The 13,946-nt window shown below is 36.6% G+C and carries 15 protein-coding genes and 1 rRNA gene; 10 read left to right on the plus strand and 6 right to left on the minus strand.

What is annotated here, in order from left to right:
• Window positions 1-59: ribosomal RNA gene (locus ACVYAD_RS18610) — 16S ribosomal RNA — on the minus strand; the annotation flags it as partial.
• Window positions 60-622: 563 nt separating this feature from the next.
• Here ACVYAD_RS18610 and ACVYAD_RS18615 point away from each other — a divergent pair.
• The gene (locus ACVYAD_RS18615) at window positions 623-1,048 is read left to right on the plus strand and encodes a hypothetical protein (RefSeq protein ID WP_349661796.1); all 426 of its coding nucleotides are present in this window, start codon (window positions 623-625) and stop codon (window positions 1,046-1,048) included.
• A 301-nt stretch (window positions 1,049-1,349) separates the two neighbouring features.
• On the opposite strand, the gene ACVYAD_RS18620 is transcribed toward ACVYAD_RS18615, so the two are convergent.
• The gene (locus ACVYAD_RS18620) at window positions 1,350-3,038 is read right to left on the minus strand and encodes a hypothetical protein (protein ID WP_349661797.1); all 1,689 of its coding nucleotides are present in this window, start codon (window positions 3,036-3,038) and stop codon (window positions 1,350-1,352) included.
• Between the two features lie 155 nt (window positions 3,039-3,193).
• Between ACVYAD_RS18620 and ACVYAD_RS18625 the strand changes: the two genes are divergently transcribed.
• The 3 genes from ACVYAD_RS18625 to ACVYAD_RS18635 all read left to right on the plus strand — a co-directional run bounded on the left by ACVYAD_RS18625 (window position 3,194) and on the right by ACVYAD_RS18635 (window position 6,254).
• The gene (locus ACVYAD_RS18625; RefSeq protein ID WP_349661798.1) at window positions 3,194-3,853 is read left to right on the plus strand and encodes a lysoplasmalogenase; all 660 of its coding nucleotides are present in this window, start codon (window positions 3,194-3,196) and stop codon (window positions 3,851-3,853) included.
• 103 nt (window positions 3,854-3,956) lie between these two features.
• A complete protein-coding gene (pepT, locus tag ACVYAD_RS18630; protein WP_476427432.1) occupies window positions 3,957-5,186 on the plus strand; it encodes a peptidase T in 1,230 nt (409 codons plus the stop codon).
• A gap of 90 nt (window positions 5,187-5,276) precedes the next feature.
• Entirely contained in the window at window positions 5,277-6,254 is a 978-nt protein-coding gene (locus tag ACVYAD_RS18635) for a DMT family transporter (RefSeq protein WP_476427434.1), read from the plus strand.
• Window positions 6,255-6,291: 37 nt separating this feature from the next.
• On the opposite strand, the gene ACVYAD_RS18640 is transcribed toward ACVYAD_RS18635, so the two are convergent.
• Window positions 6,292-6,783 carry an N-acetyltransferase family protein gene (locus tag ACVYAD_RS18640; RefSeq protein WP_476427436.1) on the minus strand — a complete coding sequence of 164 codons (492 nt, stop codon included), beginning with the start codon at window positions 6,781-6,783 and terminating at the stop codon, window positions 6,292-6,294.
• A 472-nt stretch (window positions 6,784-7,255) separates the two neighbouring features.
• Window positions 7,256-7,687, minus strand: a complete 432-nt coding sequence (locus ACVYAD_RS18645) for a DUF4395 domain-containing protein (protein WP_349661801.1) — start codon at window positions 7,685-7,687, stop codon at window positions 7,256-7,258.
• 118 nt (window positions 7,688-7,805) lie between these two features.
• Here ACVYAD_RS18645 and ACVYAD_RS18650 point away from each other — a divergent pair, with 118 nt between their 5' ends.
• From ACVYAD_RS18650 to ACVYAD_RS18670, 5 genes are all read left to right on the plus strand, one after another.
• Complete coding sequence (locus ACVYAD_RS18650; RefSeq protein WP_349661838.1) at window positions 7,806-8,513, plus strand: Fe-S oxidoreductase; 708 nt, start codon at window positions 7,806-7,808, stop codon at window positions 8,511-8,513.
• A gap of 187 nt (window positions 8,514-8,700) precedes the next feature.
• Entirely contained in the window at window positions 8,701-9,192 is a 492-nt protein-coding gene (locus ACVYAD_RS18655) for an RNA polymerase sigma factor (RefSeq protein WP_476427437.1), read from the plus strand.
• Between the two features lie 5 nt (window positions 9,193-9,197).
• Window positions 9,198-9,683 carry a hypothetical protein gene (locus ACVYAD_RS18660; protein ID WP_476427438.1) on the plus strand — a complete coding sequence of 162 codons (486 nt, stop codon included), beginning with the start codon at window positions 9,198-9,200 and terminating at the stop codon, window positions 9,681-9,683.
• A gap of 23 nt (window positions 9,684-9,706) precedes the next feature.
• Window positions 9,707-10,354, plus strand: coding sequence for a hypothetical protein (locus tag ACVYAD_RS18665; RefSeq protein WP_476427511.1), 648 nt, complete (start codon window positions 9,707-9,709; stop codon window positions 10,352-10,354).
• A gap of 93 nt (window positions 10,355-10,447) precedes the next feature.
• On the plus strand, window positions 10,448-10,750 hold the full coding sequence (locus ACVYAD_RS18670) for a hypothetical protein (RefSeq protein WP_476427439.1): 303 nt from the start codon (window positions 10,448-10,450) through the stop codon (window positions 10,748-10,750).
• Between the two features lie 15 nt (window positions 10,751-10,765).
• On the opposite strand, the gene ACVYAD_RS18675 is transcribed toward ACVYAD_RS18670, so the two are convergent.
• Both ACVYAD_RS18675 and ACVYAD_RS18680 read right to left on the minus strand, forming a co-directional pair.
• On the minus strand, window positions 10,766-11,446 hold the full coding sequence (locus ACVYAD_RS18675) for a GNAT family N-acetyltransferase (protein WP_476427440.1): 681 nt from the start codon (window positions 11,444-11,446) through the stop codon (window positions 10,766-10,768).
• A gap of 12 nt (window positions 11,447-11,458) precedes the next feature.
• Window positions 11,459-12,571, minus strand: a complete 1,113-nt coding sequence (locus ACVYAD_RS18680; protein ID WP_476427441.1) for a mandelate racemase/muconate lactonizing enzyme family protein — start codon at window positions 12,569-12,571, stop codon at window positions 11,459-11,461.
• Between the two features lie 82 nt (window positions 12,572-12,653).
• Here ACVYAD_RS18680 and ACVYAD_RS18685 point away from each other — a divergent pair, with 82 nt between their 5' ends.
• Complete coding sequence (locus ACVYAD_RS18685) at window positions 12,654-13,895, plus strand: hypothetical protein (protein WP_476427442.1); 1,242 nt, start codon at window positions 12,654-12,656, stop codon at window positions 13,893-13,895.
• Window positions 13,896-13,946: the final 51 nt, after the last annotated feature.

Here is a 13,946-nt window from a genome sequence, read left to right on the forward strand (position 1 = left end):
TGCATGTATTAGGCACGCCGCCAGCGTTCGTCCTGAGCCAGGATCAAACTCTCCATAAAAGAAATTTGATTAGCTCAAATTGTTTTGCTGGCATCATGTTTGATGTCCAAAATTTTGTTTCGTTCACCAACTCAAGGTTAATTACTAAAAACTTTATTGATTACGTTTTGCTTGTTCAGTTTTCAAGGTTCATTACGTTGCTGTTTTCTCAGCAGCAACTTTTATATAATATCATGCCGCGAACTCGATGTCAACAACTAATTTATTTAAAGTAGATGTTGTTTTCAGTAGTTATCTTAACGACTTGTATAATACTACACCCATAATTCAAAAAGGTCAACACTTTTTCTGATAAAAATTTATACTTTTTCATTTCATTGAAAAGCTTCCTATATAATAATTGATTTAATTTCAGTTTAATTCTTAAGCATTTCAACTAAATCATACTTATTGAAAGGTGATTAAATGAGAAATTACATTGTTTTTTTCACGTTTAGAAGTGAGCGACTTTTTGAAAGAGAAGTTAAATGTAAATATAAATTAAACAAAAAGACTCTTTCCTTTTGATATAATTCCATTAATACTAATAGATGACCACTATGCGGAAAGGAGTTATGTAAAAATGTCCTATATGAACAAAGATCTTGCTCGTACATTAGAACAACAACATAAGCGAAGTGTTAGAGGTTTGTTTTTAAAAATCCAAGACTTAAATAATAATTGTACATTATTAAGAAAACGACTTGAACCACATATCGACTTAGCAGTTTATAAGCATGCTATTGATTACGTCAATCAATTCGTTTCTCATACGACCATCCTCAACTTAAAATTCATTACAAATACACAAAATTTAGAAGTCGTTGTGTTACATACACTTTTATTAACGCATATAGTAGAAAGCGAAGATTCGCATACTTTTGAATATGAACATAAATTACTCCAAGGGTATATTCATGAAATATTTGCGTTAAACGATCATGCCAAAGCTCTTTATACAAATCACCAGGAAAAGATGCTTCATTATATGGAATCTCAACCAACATAAAAAAGACGATCTTCGTAGCGCATTACTACTTGATCGTCTTTTTTCTTCATTCAGTTGAAGAATCCCACTTTTAAAGGTGATGAGATAGATATGGATATGGTTCCTTTCAAATGCTGCAAAGACACCTACTGAAATAGAGGGACTCAATCTAAGAGCGCCACGTCCTGTGGCATTACCGAAATGACCGACATCGTGTCGGCCCTCGTGCAGACCTAAGCACAATTCAAAATCCGGACGCATTGTTTATCTGTGCGAACGCGAAGCGACAGCAACAATTACGCCAAGGCGAAATTGATTTTCTTTATTTATTTTCGTCTATTAAACCTTTAATAATCATTGATCGAACTGGTAAGAACTGCTCTCCTGTATCACCATAAGTGAGAATGACATCATCACCTTCTTGTAAATAAATCGCAAGTGGTTCTGTTTCCGAGCTTACCAAATAATTTTCTCCATTATTAAGTAATAATGATACAACTGTATAGTCACCAAGACGTTCCTTGTATACGCGAAGCACCTTTCCACTTACATTTTTCTCTTCTGCCTGTGAACTTCCTTCTACTGTACTTCCTCCGCGACTTAAGGCTGTTTTATATAATTTCAAAGCCTCTTTAGGAGTTGACGCATAAACGGAAATTTCAGGATTTGCCGCAGATACGATGAAATAATTTTGTAAGAAACCATTTGAATCAAGCACCGCAGTTAGCCAGCTAGCCTCACCGTAAAAGTTATACAACACTGGCATTTCTCCAGACCATTTCTTCTCTATAAATTTCTTCTCAATAATTTGCAAGTTACCTTGTGAATCCATATAAGAAGCATCTAAATTTCCAGTGTAATAAGTTGCTTGACCTGTTCGGGCATTTGTTAACGAATAGCCAAGCATTGAATCGACACCTTCTTTAGGGCTCGTAAAGTCTGTGAAATAATACATATCGCCCTTCTCATCAAAAATTGGGCTAACATTTGCCTCTGTTCCCTCATCTGAAGGAAGTTTCACATCTTTCTTACCAAACTTACTATTCCAAAATCCGTGGACATAGTTACCGAAATAACTATTTTGTAAACTTACTGTCTCTGGAGAAACCGCTCCATCAATAAATTCTGGGACATCCTCCAGCTTGATCACTTCTGACTTTCCTGATAGCGCATCTACAAGCACGATCCCTTTTACGTCGAAGCCATTACGTGCTGAAATAAATTCACCATATGAACGGATATAATATGGCTTACCTTCATCATCTATTTCAAGTTGAACATCTCCGCTAAAAATAAGGAATGGATGTTGTAAACGTATATGACGCTCTAAATTTGAGTTTAAATAAGCAGACGGTACATACTTCATTTCCTGCTCAACAAATTTAGGATTATCCGCTGAATCCGTTGCACTCATTATAAAGTAACCAGGAGTCGTTCCTCCATTGAACCATTTAAAGAAACCAGAGAACTCAACTGGTGCTATATAAACATACTCGCCATTCACTTTTTGAATTTGTAAGCGCCCTAACTCGTAATAACTAGTATTCGGTACTTGCCCGAACGCTTTTTTCATCTTATTACGTGCAAATTTAGGAGGCACACTAGCTGGGGTTTGTGTTTCATCGAATGGTTTTATTTCAACCTTTTCCTTCATTTCAGCTGATTCAAATTTTTCATTCGCGTTCCATAAAGGTGCGGATAATACAAACACCGCAACAACTAAACTAGCTAAAAATAAAACACCCTTTATTTTTCTTTCGATACCACTTGCAAGAAGCGCCCCGCCTAATGTTAATAAAATGATAGCAGGCCAAAAAGCAAGCCAGTTTACATCCATTTTTGTCACATAAACTGTTATGCTAGTAGCTAAAAATCCTAGTACAAATACACCTATAAAGAAGTATCCAATTACCTTTTTAGATCCATCTTCTCGCTTTTTCGTTATAAGCGGTGTTAATAAAACACTCGCGATTAATCCAATCACTGCCGAAGCTATTAATAGCTTGGTCATTTCGTTCACCCTCTCTTATCTACTGTCCACTTATTTACGGCTACATACTAAAAAAGTTTCATTCATACGATGAGTATAGAAACCCCTTTGTAGATTTCCTTTACAAAAGAATAAAGGAAATTCTGACATAGATAAAGAATTTCAAAGAAAAGGAGATGAGAAATTTGTCTAAAAAAATTTTATTAACATGTATTATTTTGTTTGGTCTTTATTATATTTTTTTCTTTTCCCATATTACAGAAAGCTTGATACTTATCTTTAAAGTCATACCAATGCTGTTAATTATTATTTTAGCGGCTTTACCCAAAAATTCAGGCGTTAAAAAGTATCAATTACTGATTATTATCGGACTTGTATTTTGTATGATCGGTGATTATACGCTACAGTGGTTTCTAATTGGGCTATCAAGCTTCTTAATCGGGCATATTTTTTATATTTTCGCCTTCTTATCTACTAATGAACGACAAGTACCTACTTGGGCGAAGATTGTCTTACTCGTTTATGGGGTAAGTATGGCTTTGTGGATTGCAGGTACGGTATTTTCATCAGGAGAAGTCGTGCTTGGTATCGCGGTCATTGCCTATATTTCGGTCATATTAACGATGGGTTGGACTGCGATTCGAACAGGTTCTAAATTTGCAACGATTGGGGCTCTGCTATTTATCTCATCAGATTCCTATTTAGCTATTAACAAGTTTGTTATGCCCTTACCATTTTCACACGAGGTAATTATGTTGACCTATTACGGTGCCCAAATACTAATTGCGTTAAGCATTCTTCAATATTCCGAAATCCGAAGTAAAGTGTTACAATAATATCAATTATGCCTCGGTATAATTCCGTTACATTTACCAGAGGCAGCGGATGTTTGGACACCCGCTGAAAGAAGTTAAACATACACACTAGGAGGCCATACTTATGAAAGAACAAGTAATCGAGCGTTTAATTCGTTATGCAAAAATTGATACACAATCTGATTTCACAAGCGAAACAACTCCTTCAACTCAAAAGCAATTTGACTTATTGCATGTACTAAAAGATGAACTAGCTGCAATAGGCTTAACTGATATTACATTAGATGAAAATGGTTATTTATTTGCGACACTCGAAGCAAATACAGATAAAAATGTGCCTACTATTGGTTTTCTAGCACATGTGGACACTACAACAGATTTCACTGGTACAAACGTTAATCCACAGCGCATTAACAATTATGATGGTGATACGATTCAGCTAAATGAAAATCTAGCGATGTCGCCAGCAGATTTCCCTGAGCTTAAAAATTATGTAGGTCAAACGTTAATTACAACGGATGGTACGACATTATTAGGCGCTGACGATAAAGCTGGTATCGCAGAAATTATGACTGCCATGGAGTACCTAGTAAAAAATCCTTCTATTAAACACGGTAAATTACGTGTAGCGTTTACGCCTGACGAAGAAATTGGTCGCGGGCCTCATAAATTTGATGTAGCTGCCTTTGGAGCAGACTATGCTTATACGATGGATGGCGGACCACTTGGCGAGCTACAATACGAAAGCTTTAACGCAGCGGGTGTAAAGGTTGTGACAAAAGGTACGAGTGTACACCCTGGTTCTGCTAAAAATAAAATGATCAATGCTATCACAATGGCGATCGCCTTCCAAAATGAAATGCCTACCGATGCCGTGCCAGAAAAAACGAACGGCTATGAGGGCTTTATTCACTTAATGGGCTTTAACGGTGCGATTGAACATACTGAGCTTACTTATATCGTCCGTGATCATGACCGTCAAAAATTCGAGGCGAAAAAACAATTAATGCTTGAGGCTGCAGCAAAAATTAAAGCGCAATATGGCGAAGATGCTTTAAGCATTACAATAGAAGATCAATATTTTAATATGGGTGAAAAAATTGAACCTGTAAAAGAAATCGTTGACGTTGCACGCACAGCAATGGAAAAGTTAGATATTACTCCGATTACATTACCAATCCGTGGTGGTACTGATGGTTCACAGCTTTCTTACATGGGCTTACCAACACCAAACATTTTTGCAGGCGGCGAAAATATGCACGGTAAATTCGAATATGTATCTGCGGAAACAATGGAAAAAGCAACACAAGTTATTATTGAAATCGTACAGCTCTTTGAACAACAAGGAAAATAGTAACGAAGAAGGGTTCACCCCCTTCTTCATATTTTTTATAAACAGGTGACTGAATTTTCAAATTACAAAAAGGACTTTGAGGTGACTGTATTGAAAGAAATTGCATTAGGCATTTTAGCCTCACTTTTTTTTGCCGTTACATTTATATTGAATCATGCAATGGAAATGCAGGGCGGTAGCTGGCTATGGAGCGCATCCCTACGCTATTTCTTTATGCTACCGTTTTTACTGGCAATCGTCTTCTATAGAAAAGGCTTTTCTCAACTATCAGGTGAAATGAAAGCACAGCCTGTAGGTTGGCTTCTTTGGAGTTTTATTGGGTTCGTATTGTTCTATGCCCCACTGACATTTGCAGCAGCATTCGGTCCAGGATGGCTCGTTTCCGGAACGTGGCAATTTACAATTGTCGCTGGCGTATTACTCGCTCCCCTATTTGTTTCAGTAGTAGCCGGTAAAACAGTACGTCAAAAAATACCACTTATTTCATTACTAATTTCATGTGTCATTTTAGTCGGCATTTTACTTATCCAAGTACCACATGCACAATCTGTTCCATTTAAAAGTTTAATGCTTGGCATTTTACCTGTTGTCATCGCTGCTTTTGCATACCCTCTCGGCAATCGCAAAATGATGGAAATCTGTGGCGGACGCATCGATACATATCAACGAGTTCTTGGGATGACCATCGCCTCGATGCCCGCATGGATCATTTTAGCCATTTATGCAATGGCAACGGTAGGGCTCCCTTCAAGCAGCCAAGTCATACAATCATTACTTGTAGGTATAAGCTCTGGTGTCATCGCCACTACTTTATTTTTCATCGCGACTGACCGCGTTCGCAATCATCAAGGCAAGCTCGCAGCAGTCGAAGCAACACAATCAACTGAAATACTCTTTGTCATTATTGGTGAAGTATTGTTGCTCGGCATCGCATTCCCAAATCCAATTGCTCTCACGGGTCTAGGTGTCATCATTGTTGGCATGCTATTTCATAGCTACTATACGATGATACTAGGAAAAAAGAGTGCTGTTCCTAGTAGTAGTTCTACTGAAAGATTGGAAATTTAAAAAAGTACATTACTAAATGTAGTGTACTTTTTTTATTCTAAAGACACTTATATATCATTGTTTTAGATGTTCCTACTTTTTCATAATCTTTAAAGCCTAGTTTTTGATACATATTAATGGCCGTGTCATTTTCGAGGTCTACACTAAGTGAAATGGTATTGTATCCTTCATCCTTTGCTTGTTGAATTATTTTATGCATCAGTAAAGTTCCCACCCCTCTACCTCTTACTTCTTTCAAAACAGCCATTCCTATTTCAGGCGTATTGCCATCAATATAACCATAGCTTTTATTATTGTCATTAAACAACCTATACCAGACTGCACCAACTGATTTATTTTCTGCGTCAACAGCAATCAACACTTTATCTCCCTTTCTCCCCCAACCTTCATGATATTTTCTTATGCCAGGTGCGTTGAGCAAAGCTTCTTTTGATGGTTTATTCTCAGCAATATGAATAGACTCATATAACATATCTAAAAAGAACTCAAACTCGTTTTTATCTCCTTCGAAGTTTCTAATATAAAGCATAAAAAAATCACCCCTCTTTTTTAAGGTATATTATATATTAAATTGTAATTTTTGGTATAATTATTAGAAGTTAAATGTACATTAGGGGTGAGTTCATTTTTAAAGGAATACTTTGAAGATTTATCGGAACATAATCTCATTTTATCGGAACAATTTCAGCTTTTATCGGAATAATATCTCGTTTTATCGGAACAATCGCGGTTTCGATCAAAAAAAGACGACTCAGTCACAATGGAATGAGTCGTCGAGAGATTTTACGTTCCCAAAAAATGAGGGGGGTTTTAGGAGCGCTTTATCATGAACTAGCAAACTTCTGGAGAAAAGTAGCTAAAGTTCATCCTCTCTACACTGTATTGTAGACGAGGAATAATCTTTATACGATAATGATAATCATTATCAATTATAAAGTCAACAGTAATCTGAAAATTTATTAAAGTTTTTTTAAATTTCTTTCTTCCGAAAGAAATTTATGTCACAATGCCTTCTTCAGCGAACGACGATATTGCCATTGCTTTAGCTGAAAATGTAGAAAACAACCTATACAAAAGCCTGCAATTGCTATCGATGAAGCTACAGCAACCATTCCCGTAAAGATATAGCCAACTACCTGCCATTTAAGCCAGTAACCTAAAATTCCACCTGCTAAACATAAGCTAGCAATACTGGAATTAAATTTTTGCTGCTGCGCATCCTCTGGTATATATGTAGATGGCGCTTTTTTTAGAAACAGCTTCCCTACTCGAATAATAGGATTAAAATTGCATAAAACACCAAGTAAATTTGCTATTAATGGAATTGCTAAAATCCAAAAGACGCCTGATATCCACGTTAGAATGACGCTTACAAAAATCGTCCATTGATTGAGTCGAACGAGCGGTCTTGGAATTGCATGAGGCTGTGACATTAAAAAACCTACCTTTCAGATATGTTTAATGTATTTTACTATATTGCAATCCATTTGTGAAGCAAAAATGATTAATTTATAATAAACGTAATGATGATTGAAAGAAAAGGTGATGACCATGCCAGCATTAACGATGGATCAAGTTCGACAATTGAATTCCTATAGCATTTATACGACAGAACCAAAGCGGACATTATTTACATTAGCTGATATACATAAGGACTTTTACCATCCTGATTTTTTAAACCTGATGATGGGTATTACAGATGCAGCAACGGAAACAGCCGCTATTTCTCACTTTGCACGCCGCTACGGTATGTTTTTTGCTATGCAACTTTACATGCTCGCCGCCTATGATGAGGTGTGGAACGGTAAACCGATCGAGCTTCGTTTTGATGCAGCAAAAGAATTCGACAGTTTTACAGTTGCCATGTTTGTTAACCCAAACGATTGGCGCTATGTCGAGGAGGAAGAACGTCAAGCCGTTATTGAGAAGATTCTATATGATGGGCACGTTATCGTTCAGCAGCTTCGTAAAGTAACATCTATTTCCCCTCTCACTATTTGGGAAAACTTCTTTGGATATTTACTATGGCACTATCATATATTGCTTTCTAATCCCGGTCTTGCTGATCAAGCGATGGAGGATATTGAAACTTTAGAGGACCCTAAAACATGGGCTCGTTTCTCCAACAAATCTTGGTGGGCCCAATATACGGGAGGTCAAAGCCCCACTAATTTAGTGAACGTCCCAGTACGAAAATCATGTTGTTTTTCTAAAGACATCCCTGGTTTAATGGCTTGTGGCTTTTGTCCGATGAAATAAAAAAGTCTTACCTCTCACATTAAAAATATTAATGAAAAAGAATCCATGTTGATCAATCTTTTAAACAAACTGGATTCTTCTTTTTATTTTTGTAGCTATTACTATTTTTTTACTATTACTAAAAAAATTAAAACTTTTTCCAATCTGAGTCGTCTCTTTAGTGCGCGATATCTTACGGAGGATAAAAATGATTAATCAAAATCCATTTGAGGTGATTGAAGAGATTTACGAGGAGCATTACACATATTTGCGGAATTTTTTAATTGGATTAACTAAAAGTTATGACGTAGCCGATGACATCATCCAAGAGTTATTTGCAAAAATCTTAACAGATCCATTAAAAATTCAAGAAGTTACTTATATGAAAAGTTGGTTAGTAAAGGTAGCTAAAAATACACTTCTCGATCATTACAAAAAAAGAAAACCCGAGCTGTTTCATGATGAAAGTGTAATTGAAAATTTATTAATTGATAATCAAACACCCGAATCAAAGGCAATCATAAATTCCCAAATTACAACTACTTTAGGTTATTTATCGACGAGTGATAAGGCCATTTTTTTAGCAAAGTTTCATTATGGTTATGATTACCAAGAAATAAGTACACTTTTGAATATACCTATCCCTACATTAAAGTCCAAAATATTTAGGATGAGAAAGCAGATGGCTAGAAAGAGGTGAAAAAGATGGAGGATTCCCAAAAGATTCATATTCTTTCGCGGGAGTTAATCTCTGTATTTGATGAGTTAGAACAAGAAACTAAAGAAGTAGTTTTGGAACATATCCAAGACTGCAATGAGTGTAGGCAATTATTTAATGAAATAGCTGAGGGAAATTATCCGATGTTAGAATTGAGCGAAGAAGTAGAAATAAAGCCATTGAAGAAATTAGTTCAGTTTAATCACGGCCTTAAATGGTTATTTATTTCCATTAGAGCTCTCATTTTATTTTATATCCTATATTCCTCTTTTCATTTTTACAACTGGGAACTGTCTGCTGATGCGGCCATTGAATATATCAAAAGTGCCACTTTCATGTTCTATTTCCCAGCAGCTATTTTTTTATCAGTATTCACGATGACCTTTTTCACCAAAAGATGGGTTATACTCTCAATTCTTTTTGATTTAGGGGTTATATTTTTTTTAGACACACTGATATCGATTTTCTATTAATACAAGGGGTGTACGAATTGGGAATGATAGTTTTAGTTGGTTTCATTTTAGGGGCAAGTATTTTCCTTTTTACTTTAATAGCTTTGAAAAAAACTGGAAAGTTCTACTTGGCTCCAATTGTGACATTTTTAATTGCTGTGCTTACTGTCCTATATGGATTGTTCAAAGTGGGAGGCTTTGAAGGGATGGGTTTCGGAATTATTGGAGTAGGCATTTTGACAGCTGCCATAGGCGGGACGTTGTTACTTCCTTTCATGAAAGGTATAAAACAATCTGAATTTAATAAAGTGGATAAATCGATCTTATTGATAGTCCCAGTCCTTATTTTTGCTATTATTGGTTGGACGATTACTTCAAATAAAGGTTATTGGGTCAATGAAGAAGGCGTTATAGAGGCTGGTAACGATACTTCCTCCTACTACGAGGTATCTACGATTTCTGAAGGAATGAAACAAATCCATATCCAATTAGGCGAGAAATATGAAGGAAAGCATCTGGAAGTAAAAGATGTAAAGACCTTAGGGAACACTGAAATTACAGTTAAAGTTGTCGATAAAGGAAATGCAAAAGAGGGACTCCCATTTATAGAGATAGGCCTAGAAAAAATTGTCGAGCCGCTAGTGGTCCAAACAACTAATGGAGAAATAATCAATTCTAAATCTAATAACTAAAAAACTACTTTAATGTAGTATAGTTAAATACCCTACCTCGAAAATTAATCGACACTATTTTTAACCCCGTCCTAGTTCAGAACGGGGTTGTGTTTGTTTGAGCTTTTAAAATTAAATAACTTTATTGTATTTTACATGACTTTGTTTGTTTATCGTGGCTATAAGACTATTTTGGATCAGCTTGCGTTGAAAGCCCCGCAGGAACGTAGTGACGGGGATAATCAATTATGCTTCGGCATAATTGCGTCCGGAATCGGCTTTGTGCTGGCACAAAGAACTCCTTTCCGATTATGTGACATCCGCCAAGCCCGCGGAAAGCGCCAACTCGGAGTGAAAATCAACCATTGTTTATTGATACACCTTAATTTACATATTTTTCTTCATCCTACTAGGTAAGGCTTTTTTTGTTATTTATTTTTCATAAACGAGGAACCAATCATTTTGATCCTCATACATAGAAGTACCTGTATACCCCTGCTTTAAAAGCTGTTGCTGACCAACTGTATCCCCCATCGAGATCGACTTCTTTTCTGTAAAGATTGGTAGCTCTTGTCGCAAGTCCTTATAAAAAATATATCGTAGCTTATCTACATACTTAATCTTTAATCCCCTTACGACTAATCCTTGCGAAAATTTATCTTTTAAACTAGGGATATTATATGGCTTGACCGTTGAGCATACATAATCATATTTTGCTAAATCGATATGACTCATGACAATTTGGGCTAATGTTTTTTGTAGTCCGTAGCCACGATATGTCGGTGAGACATTCGATATTTCTTGGTATAAAACTTTATGAAATTCATCCTCGCCAATCTCACAGTCATAGCCAAGGTGCTCTTCATCGACAGGTGGGTTCAATAGTGCACGAAAGGCAATTAACTCCTCCCCTATGTAAGCGCCTATCATCATGCCATTGCCGCTTAAAATATAGTCAAATTCCTCCGTGCTTAATGGCTGTAATATACTTTGGTCTGCTAATGATTCATAAACTTCAAGCTGCAATTTTTCAATTTCTTGCATATGTTGAAGGTTTAATGTTGTAACAAAAAACGGCGTTTCCCCAAGCATACCTTCATAAATTTTCTCCATTTCGCCGCCTCCTTAGTCTGTTACAATTGTTGAGAACTTACATAATTCTTTAAGGATTTCTTCATCTACGTCGACACCTAATCCTGGGTTTTCATTTAAACAGATAAATGGAACATCATAGTGTAAGTTTCCGACATCCTTAGAGAACTTTAATGGACCTGTTAATTCTACACTTGTCATTATTTTTTTAGAGAATGCTACGTGGAAGCCAGCTGCTGAACCAACGGATGATTCTACCATTGAACCGATTTGACATTCAATGCCTGCCATTTCAGCCATAACTGCTAGTTTCATAGCAGGATAAATGCCACCGCATTTCATTAATTTAATATTAACTTTATCTGCAGCACGCTTTGCGATAATTTCACGCATTTCACGTACACCGCGAAGTCCTTCATCAATCATTAATGGAACATCAGATTTTGACTTCACCTCTACCATTCCATCAATATCTTCACTATCTACTGCCTGTTCTAACCAATCGATATTCAGATCTTTCAATGCACGTAAACCTTGTAATGTAGTTGACGCATTGCCCCACCCTTGGTTTACATCTACACGAATAGCAATGTCCTCACCAACGCGTTCACGCACCGCTTTGATACGAGCAACATCACGAGTTACCTCTGTTCCTACCTTCATTTTAAATGATTGATAGCCCATTTCTACTCGATTAGCCGCCTCTTCTGCCATTGCCTCAGGTGTTCCAATGCTCAATACATGGGTAATCGGGAATTTCTCATGATAACGTCCGCCTAGTAGTTGGTACACCGGAACTTGTAACGCTTTCCCTGCAATATCAAAACAAGCAATGTCAATCGCTGCTTTTGCCGCAGGGACATCTTTCACTACTTTGTTCATTTTATCGTGAAGTTTTTCAAAGGCCATTGGATTTTCTCCAATGATTGCCGGAGCAAGCTGATTCTTTAATAGCGCGTATGTGCTCTCCCACGTCTCCCCTGTTACGTGTTCATCTGGTACAGCTTCACCGTAGCCTACAATACCTGTGTCTGTCGTCACCTTCAAAATAATAGAAGGCATCGTATCATATGTAGCATAACTGATGATAAATGGATCAATAAGTGGTAAATGGATTGCAAAAATTTCTACTTGTTGGATTTTCATTTTTATCAGTCTCCTGTATAATATAGTCGTCGCTAATACGTCGCTAATTATCAAAAAAATATAGAAGCAAAGGAACATGCCCATGTCTACTAAAATAGCGGTTATCTGCTCTAAAGCATTTATGAAGCGTATAAATAGTATCGCACAAAACATAGAGAATATTCAAATAGATTTTTATCTTTACAAGCAACCTACAGAGGCACCTGTTTTGTTAAAGGAAATTAAGCCATGTGATGCCCTTTTATTCGGCGGCACGTTGCCCTATTTACATGCCCAGTCCGCATTGTCAGAGCTACCAATACCTTGGAATTATATAAAACAAGATGAGACGGCTATTTCTACAACTTTATTATCGCTTGTAGCGAATCATGCGGTACCTTTAAATAGAATTTCCATCGATGTTATGAATCCAGCTATTGTCGAAAATGTTTTAACAGAAATAGAGTATGTTGGTCCAAAACCATATATACAGGCTATTTCTATCACTAAACTTACTCAATCTATATTGCAGCATCATATCGCTTTATGGGAGGCTAACAGCATTGATTTTGTCATAACAAGTATTCATAGCGTGTTTGATGAATTACAAGCTCTTCAAATACCGGCAATGCGCATGTTAGATGCAACTAACTCCATTATTCAATGCCTAGAAGAAACGAAATCTCAATCACTTCTTACAAAATCTGAATCTGTGAAAGCTGCCGTTGGACTATTAGAGGCTTCTGAAAATAAACCTATAGACGATAACATGCTCACGCAAATCACAGCCATTACGCATTCAACTTATAAAGAAATTTCACCGTATTCTTTTGAACTATATACGACAGCTGGACATTTACAAAAGGCACTCGAAAAAGAGAACTTACAGAACTTATTACAACAAACCAATCAATCATTTAAGCTAGCATTTGGGTATGGTCACTCTATAGTTGAGGCTAACCATAATGCCAAAAATGCAATAACATTTGCTAAACCTTGTGAAATTTATATACTCGATGAGCATAAAAACTTGCTAGGTCCATTCCCGAAATCAGAGCTGAGTCTAGCTTTAAAAACAGATGATCCCTACGTTTTACAAATGGCAAAGCAAACAAGCTTAAGTCCATTAAATATTTCTAAGATCATTCATTTTAGCAGGGAGCGCCAATCAGCTCAATTTACATCTCATAACCTGGCAGAACACTTACAAGTTACACGCCGCACAACAGAGCGCATTATTAAAAAATTAGTGGATAACGGCTATGCTAAAGTGGTTGGTGAAGAAATGCCTCACCAACAAGGTCGCCCACGTACAATTTATGAATTGAACTTTGCAGTCTATTGAAAAATGACAAGCTCTCGCAGAAATTTCTTCGTCCGCGAGAGCTTATCATCA

This window comes from Lysinibacillus sp. G1-3 (genome assembly GCF_056322905.1).